A 13,285-nucleotide genomic window follows, 5' to 3' on the forward strand; every position below is an offset into this window, starting at 1 on the left:
AATTATGCTGCTCTTATTTGTCTCTCAGCGTCCGTCAAACTTGTTTGAAAAGAATCACGTTTAAACACACGCTGCATATAGGAAATTATTCCTTTAAAATTAGGCGCAATTTCCAAACCTAATTTAGGTAACCGCCATAATAAAGGAGCCAATGCACAATCCAAAAGCGAAAACTCATCACTTAAAAAATAAGGTTTATCTGCAAAGACAGGATCTAAACTGGTTAAACTTTCAAGTAAATTAGCTCTGGCTTGCTCTACAGATTCCTCCCGCAAAATAGCGTTCATTAAATAATACCAATCCTGTTCAATTCTATGCATCATTTTGCGAGCTTCCGCACGGGCTACTGGATAAACTGGTAATAATGGAGGATGAGGGAAACGTTCGTCCAAATATTCCATAATGATTCTTGCTTCATATAATACAAGTTCCCTATCAATTAATGTTGGAACGGTTCCATAAGGATTAATAGACAATAGGTCAGCTCCAGGCTCATCTTGCTTTACTGCAAGAATTTCAACATTAACTCCTTTTTCTGCCAGAACGATACGAACTTGGTGACTATAAACATCATCTACATCAGAAAATAAAGACATTATGGTGCGCTTTGCAACGATTGCCATTACCTTACTCCTATCAATTCATTTAAGCCTGTTAAAATGGCTTTTTATATTCTAGTGCACAAAGGTTGCTATTCTATCACATTTTTAATCTTCTGGGTTACTTTGAGCAAATCTTCTTATTTTAGCGTGAACTCGATACAAGAAACCAGATATATTTTCTGATTCTGAAGACAACCATTTGAGATTGAACTCTGTATAAAAGGCAAAAATGTAGTACTTTTTACAAAACTGAGGAGTAAGCAGCCTATTCCTATTTTAATTGTTTCCAATAAGCTTTCTTCAGTGAATAAGCTGCTATAAGGAAAATACAGAAGAACAAAAGAACAAAAACTCCTAATTTATAACGAATTAGCTTGGCAGGCTCACCTACATAAACCAAAAAATTGACTAAATCCCTTAATGCGCTGTCAAACTGGCCTTCAAACATCTCACCTCGTTTTACCACTAATAAACTATTTGCATGCGAATTTTTATCTTTGACTAAAATGACTTTTCCAATCAAGGGTTCCAAAACATTAGGCATAGCAACATCAGGCATTAGTAAATTATTAGCACCAAAAGGTCTGGAAGGGTCGCTGTAAAAACTTTTCAAATAATTATATATCCAAACAGGCCCTCTATCTCGCGCACTTAAAGACAAATCAGGAGGCACCATACCAAACCATTGCTTGGCATCTTCAGGTGACATAGCTATTTGAATGGGATCATAAATATTGGCCTGAGTAAAAATTAAGTTATTTTTTAATAAATCTTCAGCAATCTGACCATCAAAAGTAGTTAATCCAAGATCCTGAGCCATGCGGTTATAACGCATGTATTTGAGAGAATGGCATCCTGAGCAATAATTCATAAACATCTTTGCCCCTCTTTGCAAACTCTCTTTATCGTTTATATCAACCGGTACATAATCCATTGTTAAATTTTCTGTAAAAGCAGCGTTTGACATTAAAAATGCCAATGCAGCAACTAATAACACCTTTATTTTCATCATTTTTCACCTATCCGTGTAGGTACTGGCCGGGTTTTCTCAAAACGACTATAAATAGGCATCAAGATAAAGTAAGAAAAATAAATAACAGCGGCAATTCGAGCTAAAAACAACCTTACTGGTGTAACCGGAGTTGTGCCCAAATATCCTAAAAGTAGAAAGCTAAACGCAAACAAGGTAATGCTTATTCTGGAATACATTCCTTTATATCTTACAGAGCGCACATTGCTTTTATCGAGCCAGGGCAAAAAGAAAAGCAATAATATGGCAGCAGCCATGCACACCACCCCAATTAGCTTATCAGGAATAGCCCTTAAAATGGCATAAAAAGGCGCGAGATACCAAACAGGAGCAATATGATCTGGAGTCACCATTGGATTAGCGGGCACAAAATTAGCATGCTCTAAAAAATACCCCCCCATTTCAGGGGCAAAAAAGACAACCGCAAAAAATAAAATTGAAAAGACTATGATACCTACAAAATCTTTCACAGTGTAATAAGGATGGAAGGGTATTCCATCCAAAGGCTTTCCATCCTTATCCAGGGCCTTCTTGATATCAATCCCTTCCGGATTGTTTGAGCCTACTTTATGCAATGCAACAATATGCAAAAACACGAGGATGATCATTAAAATGGGTATTCCTATGACATGCAAGGCAAAAAATCGCTGCAACGTCGGATTTGCAACAGAGTAATCTCCCCTCAACCATACAGCAAGACCTTTGCCAATATAAGGTATCGCTCCAAATAAGGAAGTAATCACTTCAGCACCCCAGTAAGACATTTGTCCCCAGGGTAATAAATAACCAAAGAATGCTTCTGCCATTAACAAGAGGTATAAAAACATTCCCAGTAACCAAACTAACTCCCGTGGTTTCTGATAAGAACCATAAAGCAAGCCTCTAAACATATGCAAATAGATAACAACAAAAAAAGCAGAAGCTCCTGTGGAATGCATATAACGGAGTAGCCAGCCAAAATTGATGTCCCGCATAATGAATTCAACTGAAGAAAATGCCTGCTCCGCGTTTGGCGTATAAAACATGGTTAGCCATAAACCAGTAATGATTTGATTGACTAAAACTATCAGTGCTAAAGATCCAAAAAAATAAAGAAAATTAAAATTTTTAGGTGCATAATAATTACTGAAATGCGCTTTCCAAGTGCTAACAAGAGGGAAACGTTCATCTAACCAATTGACTAACCCATTCATGCCTTAATCCTTATTTTGCATCCTCACCTATCACAATGGTGTGTTCATCTAAAAAGTGATAAGGTGGTACTTCCAAATTGATAGGGGCAGGAACGCCCTTAAATACTCTGCCTGAAAGATCAAACATTGACCCATGACATGGGCAAAAAAAGCCACCTGGCCAATCGGGGCCTAACTCACCAAGACTAGGTTTGTATTTTGGAGAGCAACCCAAATGAGTACAAATCCCGATTAAAACCAAAAACTCGGGATTAATGGAGCGAAACTTGTTTTGCGCATACTCCGGCTGTTGATCCACCAAAGAATCGGGATCCCTCAGTTGAGACTCATCTTCTTTTTGTAACTGGTTAAGCATGTCCTTGCTTCGTTTAATTATCCATACTGGTTTGCCACGCCATTCAATAATAGCCTGTTCACCAGGCTCCATTCTACTGACATCAACTTTGACTGGAGCACCTGCTGCTTGTGCTTTAGAGCTTGGTAACCAGGAAGTAATAAAAGGAGTTAAGGCGCATGCAGCGCCTACCCCGCCTAAGACACAGGTAGTATGCAACAAAAAACGACGCCGCTCTTCATCCAATTGTTCGTCTTGATTATGATTACTTACATCCTGATTGAGATCAGTCATTTCGCTCACTGCTTAATCATCCTGATTATGGTCTATGAACTGGAGCCAGTTCGCCTAATATAACTCCCGTTAGTTATAACAAAGAATAACAATTTTTCAAACGGTTGGATAACTTATTTCTTAGAAAATAAAAAAGCCTCGTATAAAACGAGGCTTGGAAAAAAGTAATAGAATTAGCGCTTGGAGTACTGAGTAGCTCGGCGTGCTTTGTGCAGCCCCACTTTCTTTCGTTCCACACGTCTTGAATCGCGAGTTAATAACCCACGCGCTCTTAGCTTGCGACGGAACGAATCGGGACTTGGCTCAGCGCCTTCGGCCAAACCATCTTCATCATAAGCAACCAATGCTCTGGCTATTCCCAAACGAACAGCTCCTGCTTGGCCAGATATACCACCACCAGTTACAGTAATGTAGACATCAAACTTATTAAGAAGATCTACTGTTTCCAAAGGTTGCATTACAATCATGCATGATGTTTCTCGACAGAAATATTCCTGCAAAGTTCTGTCGTTTACTTTAATATCACCTTTCCCAGGACGTAAAAATACACGTGCAATTGAACTTTTTCTACGGCCGGTGCCATAATATTGCTTCATTTCAGCCATTATACTTATTCCTCAATCTCAAGTTGCTTCGGTTGCTGCGCAGTATGTGGATGTTCGCTGCCAGCATATACTTTCAACTTGCGATACATCTCTCTACCTAACGGGTTTTTGGGCAACATGCCTTTTACAGCAAGCTCAATAATTTTTGTTGGATTTTTATCCTGTAATTTTTCAAAGGATGCCGATTTGATCCCTCCAGGAAACCCTGTATGATGATGATACATTTTGTTTTTAAACTTGCGACCAGTCACAATAACCTTTTCTGCATTAGTGACTATAATGTAATCGCCTGTATCAACATGGGGAGTATACTCAGCTTTATGCTTGCCACGTAAACGACGAGCAATCTCTGTAGCTAAGCGACCCAAAACTTTTTCACTGGCATCGACAACAAACCAGTCACGCTTGACTTCATTGCCTTTTGCACTAAATGTCTTCATTAAATAAACTCCGAACCGCCTCAATTGGTAATCTTTCTATCATGGACGGGCGATTTTAACCAAAACAGAAACAACCTACAAGTAAAATGGATAAAAAAATATATACAATTAATCAAATCTCAATAAAAACATCAGATTAATGACTAAATGTGAAGTATTTTTTATCTTATTGACGTAAGTTCATACTGAATCAACAGAAAACCCCGATACTAATTTTCATCTCTTTGTTTCATTAGAAGAGACTGGGCCTGACTACTCGCTCAGAATTAACCAACGCTTAATTTTATCAAAAGCCTTTTCGTGCCAGGAAAGCACAAAAAGTTTATTTCCCTAAATAATTATCTGTCTAGCAGAAGTGGCGCTACTATCTTACCATCAATTAAGTGGTACTTGATGATTTGTTCAATATCTTCAAAGGAAGAATAAGTATACCAAACTCCTTCTGGATAAATAACGATGCAAGGACCAGAGCCACATCGTCCAAGGCATCCTGATTTGCTGACCCGGATTTTTCCAGGGCCATGCAAATCAAATTCTAACAATTTTGATTTCATAAAATCAAAAAATTCTTCTCCACCGGAATTAGCACAACATTGCTTACCCGGTGCTTTCTGATTTGTGCATATGAATACATGCTTGGTGTAATGAGACAACAAACTACTTTCCTATTTTTTCAATTTTCGTTTTTAATTTTAAACCTGGCTTAAAGGTAACAACCCTTCTGGCTTCCACAGGAATTTCTTCACCTGTTTTTGGATTGCGGCCTGGCCTTTGTGGTTTATCTCTCAAAGTAAAATTACCAAAACCGGATAATTTCACATGCTGACCATTTTCAAGAGCATGGCGTAATTCTTCAAAAAAATTTTCAACCATTTCTTTAGCAACTGGTTTATTTAATTTTAATTCGTCACACAACGTTTCTGCCATTATTGCTTTGCTTAGTGCGTTCACGATCATTCCCTCAAAAGGATTGAAAATTCATTTTCCAGTTTCTTGATTATAGCACTAATTGTTAAATTGATCTCGGCATCAACTAAAGTTCGAGTATCGTCTTGTAGTGTCATAGCCACAGCAATACTTTTTTTATCTTCTGGAATACCTTTACCCATATACACGTCAAAGACGTCAAACGATTTTAACCAATCCTCTTTAACTGTATTTCTGATTACTCGCTCAATCTGCATGGCACTTATCTGCCTATCAACCAGGAAAGACAAATCGCGCCTTATTTGTGGATATTTGGAAATAGGCTTATACAGAGGAATAGTCGGATTGATTAATGATTCAAGATTCAACTCAAACAAAACCACATCCTGGTCAAGATCAAAGGCATCCGACAAGCGAGGATGCAGCACACCGATCCAGCCTGAATGCTTGCCGTTAATCACAATCTGAGCTGACTGGCCGGGGTGAAGCGCATGATGAGATGATTGAATAAATTCAACATCATCCAGCTTCAATGAAGCAAACAAGGATTGTAAATCCCCTTTTAAATCATAAAAATCAAATAAACGGGCAGATTCACTCCAATTCAAATTGCCTTGCTCCCCCATTAACAAGCCAGCAATACATGAACGCTCCTTTAATTGCCCTCCGTCCAGATCAAAAACCACGCCTATTTCAAAAAATTTCACTGCGGTTTGTTGTCTGTGGCTATTATAAATCATAGATGCAATTAAGCCTGGCCACATTCCCGCACGCATTTGCGATAATTCAGAGGAAATTGGATTAAGCAGTTCCATAAACTCTTTTTGTGGGTAAAGCGCTTCCTGCAACTCAGGATCGACAAAACTATAACTGATGGTTTCATGGTAGCCTTTGGCACTAAACCACGATGAAACGTGTGTCGCAATTTTTTCCTTGGCACTGATTAAACCAGCTTGTACTGATGTTTGCATTGGCTGAGCTTGTAACTTGTCATAGCCATATAAACGAATAATTTCTTCAACCAAATCAGCATCTTGTTGCAAATCGACTCGATGAGAGGGAATGGTGACCTCAAAAAAATGATTAGTTTCTTTGATGATGACAACACCTAGACCTTCCAGTAAATTTTTCATTTCGTTTAGAGGGATAGACAGCCCGGTTAACTTTTTCACTTTTGTTGTATCAAATAAAAAGGAAACCGTACCTGGCAAAAACTTTTTGTCAAAAGACTCTATCACTGGCCCAGCTTCGCCACCTGAGATAGATAAAATCAATTCCGTCGCTCTTTCAAGAGCTTTTGATTGCAAACAAGGGTCCACTCCCCGCTCGAATCGTTGTGACGAATCACTGAATAAGCCATATTTTCTGGCAACTCCGGCAATTGTCACCGGATTAAAATAGGCGCTTTCCAGGAAAACATGCTGTGTCTGCTCTTGAACTGCGCTATTAGCTCCTCCCATTATTCCGGCCATAGCCAAAGGCTTTTCTTTATCGGCGATTACCAACACATTGTCGTTTAATACAACTTCTTGACCATCCAATAATTCTAATTGCTCGCCCGAAACGCCATAACGTACATTAATTTCACCATTAATTTTTGCTAAATCAAAAGCATGCATGGGTTGTCCAAGCTCGAGCATGACATAATTCATCACATCGACTACAGGGTGCAACGTTCTAATGCCGCCTCTACGTAAGCGCTCAGCCATCCATAATGGTGTTTTCGCTTCAAGATTTAAATTACGGATAATTCGACCGCAATATCGGGGGCATGCCTCGGAATGAATTAAATTCACTCGAAGACCATCATCGATGGCTGGCGGCACTGTAACTATGGGTTGCTCTATTAAGGGTAATTTATTGAGAACAGCCACTTCCCGCGCGACACCCAAAATACTAAAGCAATCTGCGCGATTCGGAGTCAAATCAATATCAAATACATGGTCATCAAGGGCAAGATACTCGCGTAAATCCATTCCAATTGGTGCCTCATCACTCAGTTCCATTATCCCCTCGGAATGTTCTGCCAGTCCCAGTTCTGTCGCAGAACACAACATGCCCTGAGACAATTCTCCACGCAATTTGGATTCCTTAATTTGCAAACCGCCAGGCAAGTGTGCCCCAATCATGGCCAGGGCAACTCTCAAACCAGGCCTCACATTAGCCGCACCACAAACAATTTTCAACGGCTTGTCTTTATTGATATTCACTTCACATAAGGTTAATTTATCAGCATCTGGATGAGGCTTGGTATCTAGGACTTCAGCAACAATGACATGAGTGAATTGGCCAGCTACAGGATTCACTGCGTCGACTTCCAAGCCAGCCATGGTCAATTGCTCAGCCAGTTCTTGTTCAGTTAATGAGAAGTTTACCCATTCTCGTAACCATAACTTACTTACTTTCATTTAAAGTCCTCATCTCTGTAACTGTTCATTTGGCTCAAAGTTTCCATCCGTTAATTTTGCTCTCTTTATGATAATAGAGATAAAATTACTGATAACTATTTGCCTGTATCAACTACATAATAAAATATTATTTTCAGTATTCATGGGAATTATCCCGGACTACAATTTGGTCTAATCTGTATCATTTATGTACCATATGAAAGACAATCATAAAGAAACATAAAAATAAAATCCGGGACTCATTATTTTTATAATGGTTAAAACTGCCGTAAAAAAGTTAAATCATTTTCAAATAACATACGCAAATCATCTATGCCATAATAAAGCATTGCCAATCTGTCCATACCCATGCCAAAAGCCCATCCATGATACTCATTCGGATCAATGTTCACTGCGATTAAAACGTTAGGGTGGACCATACCACAACCCAATACCTCAAGCCAGCCTGTAAACTTGCAAGAGCGGCAACCCTTACCATTACATTGAGTACATTCTATATCCACTTCTGCGGAAGGTTCGGTAAAAGGGAAATAGGAAGGTCTGAATCTTAATGCCAATTCCCGACCAAAAAAATAAGCGAAGAAATCTTGCAACAAACCCTTTAACCCGGCCAAAGTGGCTTGCTTATCAATGAGTAATCCCTCCACTTGATGAAACATAGGGGTATGGGTTACATCCGAATCACAACGATAAACTCGGCCAGGAGCAATTAAACGAAAAGGTGGCTTACGCTGCTCCATTGTCCTGATTTGTACAGGAGAGGTGTGTGTCCTCAACAAGCGTCCGTCTCCAAAATAAAACGTATCGTGCATCGCACGTGCAGGATGATGGCCAGGGATATTTAATGCTTCAAAATTATAAAATTCTGTTTCAATTTCAGGACCTTCAACAATATCAAATCCTAAACGACTAAAATAATCATTAATTCTATGCTTTACCTGAGTAACAGGATGTAGGGAACCTGTGGAATGATTGCGACCGGGAAGAGTAACGTCGATTTGCTCTGCTGCCAGCTTGGCTAATAATTGCTTTTCTTTCAACTCGATCATTTTTGTTTCAATCAAAGCACTAATTCCCTGCTTTGCTTGATTGACCAATTGACCTACCTTGGGTTTTTCCTCTGCAGACAAATTAGCAAGTCCTTTTAGCAATTCGGTGAGCTTGCCTTTCTTGCCCAAAAAATCAACACGAATTTGTTCAAGAGCAACTATATCCGTGGCTTGTTTGATTGCTTCTGAAGCTTGTTCTTGTATGGTGTTTATAAGTACCAACATAGTTCTACCCACAAGTAAAAAGGAGGCCTTAGCCTCCTCAATAATTTTTATTTTACAAACCGGCTTTTATTTAAGATTGCTATTCCGAATTGAGATTTATAAACGAAAGGCAATAACAAAAAAAGCAGGCTGAAAATTAACCAGCTAAAGCTGCTTTGGCTTGTTCTGCAATAGCAGCAAAGGCAACTTTATCATGAACTGCCATATCAGCCAGGATTTTCCTGTCCAGCTCAATGGAAGCTTTTTTCAAACCATCAATCAAGCGGCTGTAGGATAACCCACATTCACGAGCTTGAGCATTGATACGAGTAATCCATAAAGCACGGAATTGTCGCTTTTTCTGCCTTCTGTCTCGGTATGCGTATTGACCAGCTTTAATTACAGCCTGTTTAGCAACTCGATAGGTACGGCTACGGGCACCATAATAACCTTTGGCCTGGTCTAAAATTTTCTTGTGACGCGCTTTTGCTGTCACACCACGTTTTACTCTTGGCATTGTTCAATCTCCCCGTTAACTACCGTGCAACATACGTTCAGCCAAACGCGCATCGCATGGCTTCAAAGTACCTGCTTCTACACGCAAATGACGCTTTTGCTTAGTAGATTTTTTAGTGAGGATATGATTTCTGTAAGCGCCGCGACGTTTAATCGCTCCACTCGCTGTCTTTCGGAAGCGTTTAGCTGCTCCACGATGTGACTTTAACTTCGGCATAACAATATACTCCGCATTCGTTACTTGGTTTTTTTGGGTGATAATACCATCAGTAATTGTCTTCCTTCACGTTTTGCATGCTGCTCCACTATAGCTACATCAGCCGTGTCGGCTTGCAAACGTTCCAAAATCTTCATACCGAGTTCTTGATGAGCCATTTCACGACCGCGAAAACGCAATGTGATTTTGACCTTATCACCATGATTGAGGAAACGGATCAGGTTGCGTAGCTTGACCTGATAATCTCCATCTTCCGTCGTAGGACGGAATTTTAATTCTTTGACCTGAATTTGTTTTTGCTTCTTTCTTGCTTCAGCTTGTTTTTTACTCAGTTCAAAGAGAAACTTACCATAATCCATAATACGACAAACAGGGGGTTTGGCTGTTGGAGATATTTCCACCAAATCCAATCCGCTTTCTTCTGCTGCCCTTAACGCTTCTCGCGTTGATACAATTCCTGCCTGGTTACCATCGACATCAATTAAGCGTACCTCAGGTACAGTGATCTGTTCATTAATTCGTGCGCGATCATTTTCACGCTTAGTTGGTGCACTAATGGTTTAATCCTCCAGTTCGTTTATTTATATTGATCCTTTACGGATAATTTCTTGCGTTAAGGTATCACAAATTGTATCTATTGTCATCACACCCAGGTCAATGCCATCTCGAGTGCGAACAGCTACCTGACAATTTTCAACCTCTTTATCGCCAACAACCAATAAATAAGGAATTTTTTGTAAAGTATGCTCGCGAATTTTAAATCCAATCTTTTCATTTCTCAAGTCAAAATTGGCGCGAATCCCTCTTTTTTGCAAAGTTTTCCTCACTTTTTCGGCATACTCATTCTGCTTCTCACTAATAGTAAGCACAATCGCTTGCACTGGGGATAACCATAATGGCAATTTACCTGCATAATGTTCGATTAATATTCCCATAAATCGTTCGAAAGAACCCAAAATGGCTCTATGCAACATCACCGGTGTTTGCTTGCTTCCATCTTCAGCAACATAGCTTGCTTCAAGGCGTGCAGGCATAGAGAAATCCACTTGAATCGTTCCGCACTGCCAAATTCTACCTAAACAATCAGAGAGAGAGCATTCAATTTTAGGTCCATAAAATGCTCCTTCTCCAGGCGCATCCACCCACTCAATATTTCTTCCCTGCATAGCCAGTTTAAGGGCGGTTTCCGCCTTATCCCAAACGTCATCTGAACCGACTCGTTTTTCAGGGCGCAAAGCCAATCGGTATTTTATTTCAGTAAACCCAAAGTCCTTATATACGGATTGCACTAACTCCAGCATCATAGCCACTTCAGATTGAATCTGATCCTCAGTGCAAAAAATATGAGCATCATCCTGCACCATATTGCGTACCCGCATCAACCCATGCAGCGCGCCTGATGGCTCACAGCGATGACAATTTCCAAACTCAGATAGTCTGAGAGGAAGATCCCGGTAACTTTTCAAACCATGATTATAAATTTGAACGTGGCAGGGACAGCTCATAGGTTTTACTGCATAATGTCGATTCTCTGTTTCGGTAACAAACATTTCATCTCTAAAGTTCGCCCAATGACCTGATTTCTCCCATAACGATCTGTCTACTAATTGCGGTGTTCTAATTTCCTGATAGCCAAAATCGACCAGGCGATTTCGCATGTAATGCTCTAGCTCTTGATAAATAGTCCATCCTTTGGGGTGCCAAAAAACCATTCCCGGAGCAATATCCTGGAAATGAAACAAATCCAGTGCCTTGCCTAATTTACGATGATCACGTTTTTCTGCTTCTTCCAAACGAAACAAATATTCTTCCAGGGATTTTTTATCAGCCCAGGCAGTGCCGTAAATTCGCTGCAACATTTCGTTATTTGAGTCACCACGCCAATAAGCGCCAGCTACTTTTGTCAATTTAAATGCTTTTAAAAACCCAGTGGAGGGGACATGTGGACCTCGACACAAATCTTCAAAATCACCTTGCCTATATAGAGAGAGCGCTTCATTTTCGGGTATATCAGCAATAATTTTTGCCTTATATTCTTCGCCTAAATCCTTAAAATATTGTATTGCTTCATTTCTAGGTAATTCTCGACGAGTGATCGAAAGATTAGCCTTTGCCAGCTCATGCATCTTCGCTTCGATTAAACTCAAATCATCGGGAGTAAACGAGCGCTCAAAAGCAAAATCATAATAAAACCCGTCTTCTATTACAGGACCTATAGTCACTTGAGCGGATGGAAATAAGGCTTTTACAGCCTGAGCTAATAAATGAGCGGTAGAATGCCTGATTATTTCAAGACTGTCTTCATGTTTCTCGGTTACGATAATCAAAGAGCAGTCTTCTTTTATAAGATAGGATGTATCCACCAAGACGCCATCGACACGGCCTGCTATCGCTGCTTTAGCTAATCCAGGGCTAATGTGATGTGCCACATCATAAATAGTGAGTGGCGCTTCAAAATGTTTTACATTTCCATCTGGTAATTTAACATTTGGCATAATCTTATCCGTCTTTCCATCTTTCAGGTTCTTGTTAAAAAAAAACCCTGCATGGCAGGGTTCAAACCTTTAATAATTCAGTGCAGTAGTTTACCAATTTAGGGATTCTACTAGAAATCCAGGAATTATGGTAGGCACGAGTGGGATCGAACCACCGACCACCACCATGTCAAGGTGGTGCTCTACCACTGAGCTACGTGCCTATAATTCAACCTGAATGAAAATTGGCATGAATTATACACATAAGATTCATGGAAATGCAATCATCCAAATCATATCATTTTTATCTAATGAAAAAGCAAGATAACATGACATTAAAATTTTGGATGAGCATGGCCTATCAATCTTGCCTTTTAACTCTTTTGCAAATGCAACCCTTCTCAACTAAACCGCAAAACACTCTTGCTTTCCCCAAAATGCATTAGTGAAAGAATAAAGAGCACGAAAAGCTAATTCCAACTCTCTTGGGAACAAGGTAAAATGATAAAGCGTCCGTTAGCATTTAAAACATTATGTGGTTTAAAATCATACATTCCCATGTAGAAATAGCTATTTATGCCAAACCGAACGCCAAGAAATCAAAACTCATGGCCATTTCTGATGACAGGCTGCATATTGCGCTCCATGCCAAACCGCAAGAAGGGGAAGCGAATAATGAGCTTTTATTCTTTATATCCCAATTTTTCAAAATTCCAAAAACACAAATCGAGCTAATTAAAGGAAAAAGCAGCCGTCATAAGCTAATAAGATTACCCTTATCAGAATCTGTTTTCTGCTTTCTAAATAATCCAAAAATCTAGAACATATCACCCTTTAAAACTTAGAAATGGCCCGAATGAAGGGGTTCATTCAAGCCATGCAATGCGAGGTTAACCGCTATGGTTAAACCACTTGGACTACCCGGTGATACTTGTTCCTTCAAGTAACATCAGCGTCCGATATTTGGACTTAAAGAAACGTGTTATAACGTT

The 13,285-nt window shown here is 39.6% G+C and carries 15 protein-coding genes and 1 tRNA gene; 1 reads left to right on the forward strand and 15 read right to left on the reverse strand.

Translation table 11 applies throughout. From position 1 onward, the window contains the following. Window positions 1-2 precede the first annotated feature (2 nt). From sspA to LPG_RS13715, 15 genes are all read right to left on the reverse strand, one after another. Window positions 3-623 (reverse strand): stringent starvation protein SspA, encoded by a 621-nt coding sequence (sspA, locus tag LPG_RS13645; protein ID WP_010948402.1) that lies wholly within the window; start codon window positions 621-623, stop codon window positions 3-5. Between the two features lie 250 nt (window positions 624-873). Further along, on the reverse strand, window positions 874-1,614 hold the full coding sequence (locus tag LPG_RS13650) for a cytochrome c1 (RefSeq protein WP_010948403.1): 741 nt from the start codon (window positions 1,612-1,614) through the stop codon (window positions 874-876). Then, window positions 1,611-2,825, reverse strand: coding sequence for a cytochrome b (locus LPG_RS13655; RefSeq protein WP_010948404.1), 1,215 nt, complete (start codon window positions 2,823-2,825; stop codon window positions 1,611-1,613). Before LPG_RS13655 ends, LPG_RS13650 begins: the two co-directional genes overlap by 4 nt. A gap of 10 nt (window positions 2,826-2,835) precedes the next feature. Beyond that, the gene (gene petA, locus LPG_RS13660; protein WP_011216574.1) at window positions 2,836-3,453 is read right to left on the reverse strand and encodes a ubiquinol-cytochrome c reductase iron-sulfur subunit; all 618 of its coding nucleotides are present in this window, start codon (window positions 3,451-3,453) and stop codon (window positions 2,836-2,838) included. A gap of 173 nt (window positions 3,454-3,626) precedes the next feature. Further along, the gene (gene rpsI / locus LPG_RS13665) at window positions 3,627-4,058 is read right to left on the reverse strand and encodes a 30S ribosomal protein S9 (RefSeq protein ID WP_010948406.1); all 432 of its coding nucleotides are present in this window, start codon (window positions 4,056-4,058) and stop codon (window positions 3,627-3,629) included. Between the two features lie 5 nt (window positions 4,059-4,063). Continuing rightward, window positions 4,064-4,498 (reverse strand): 50S ribosomal protein L13, encoded by a 435-nt coding sequence (rplM, locus tag LPG_RS13670; protein WP_010948407.1) that lies wholly within the window; start codon window positions 4,496-4,498, stop codon window positions 4,064-4,066. Window positions 4,499-4,836: 338 nt separating this feature from the next. After that, window positions 4,837-5,154 carry a (2Fe-2S) ferredoxin domain-containing protein gene (locus LPG_RS13675; RefSeq protein WP_015443964.1) on the reverse strand — a complete coding sequence of 106 codons (318 nt, stop codon included), beginning with the start codon at window positions 5,152-5,154 and terminating at the stop codon, window positions 4,837-4,839. A gap of 1 nt (window position 5,155) precedes the next feature. Next, window positions 5,156-5,449 (reverse strand): integration host factor subunit alpha, encoded by a 294-nt coding sequence (locus LPG_RS13680; RefSeq protein WP_011216576.1) that lies wholly within the window; start codon window positions 5,447-5,449, stop codon window positions 5,156-5,158. Between the two features lie 2 nt (window positions 5,450-5,451). Next, a complete protein-coding gene (gene pheT, locus LPG_RS13685; protein WP_010948410.1) occupies window positions 5,452-7,833 on the reverse strand; it encodes a phenylalanine--tRNA ligase subunit beta in 2,382 nt (793 codons plus the stop codon). 257 nt (window positions 7,834-8,090) lie between these two features. After that, on the reverse strand, window positions 8,091-9,107 hold the full coding sequence (gene pheS / locus LPG_RS13690) for a phenylalanine--tRNA ligase subunit alpha (RefSeq protein WP_014844798.1): 1,017 nt from the start codon (window positions 9,105-9,107) through the stop codon (window positions 8,091-8,093). Between the two features lie 136 nt (window positions 9,108-9,243). Then, on the reverse strand, window positions 9,244-9,603 hold the full coding sequence (gene rplT, locus LPG_RS13695; RefSeq protein WP_010948412.1) for a 50S ribosomal protein L20: 360 nt from the start codon (window positions 9,601-9,603) through the stop codon (window positions 9,244-9,246). Between the two features lie 15 nt (window positions 9,604-9,618). Further along, a complete protein-coding gene (gene rpmI / locus LPG_RS13700) occupies window positions 9,619-9,819 on the reverse strand; it encodes a 50S ribosomal protein L35 (RefSeq protein ID WP_011216579.1) in 201 nt (66 codons plus the stop codon). A gap of 20 nt (window positions 9,820-9,839) precedes the next feature. Beyond that, entirely contained in the window at window positions 9,840-10,376 is a 537-nt protein-coding gene (infC, locus tag LPG_RS13705) for a translation initiation factor IF-3 (RefSeq protein ID WP_011216580.1), read from the reverse strand. A gap of 24 nt (window positions 10,377-10,400) precedes the next feature. Beyond that, entirely contained in the window at window positions 10,401-12,314 is a 1,914-nt protein-coding gene (gene thrS / locus LPG_RS13710) for a threonine--tRNA ligase (protein ID WP_015443963.1), read from the reverse strand. A gap of 128 nt (window positions 12,315-12,442) precedes the next feature. Further along, window positions 12,443-12,517 (reverse strand) — tRNA-Val (locus LPG_RS13715). Between the two features lie 309 nt (window positions 12,518-12,826). On the opposite strand from LPG_RS13715, the gene LPG_RS13720 reads away from it, so the two are divergent. After that, the gene (locus LPG_RS13720) at window positions 12,827-13,114 is read left to right on the forward strand and encodes a DUF167 domain-containing protein (protein WP_010948415.1); all 288 of its coding nucleotides are present in this window, start codon (window positions 12,827-12,829) and stop codon (window positions 13,112-13,114) included. Window positions 13,115-13,285: the final 171 nt, after the last annotated feature.

The organism is Legionella pneumophila subsp. pneumophila str. Philadelphia 1, assembly GCF_000008485.1.
Taxonomy (GTDB): domain Bacteria; phylum Pseudomonadota; class Gammaproteobacteria; order Legionellales; family Legionellaceae; genus Legionella; species Legionella pneumophila.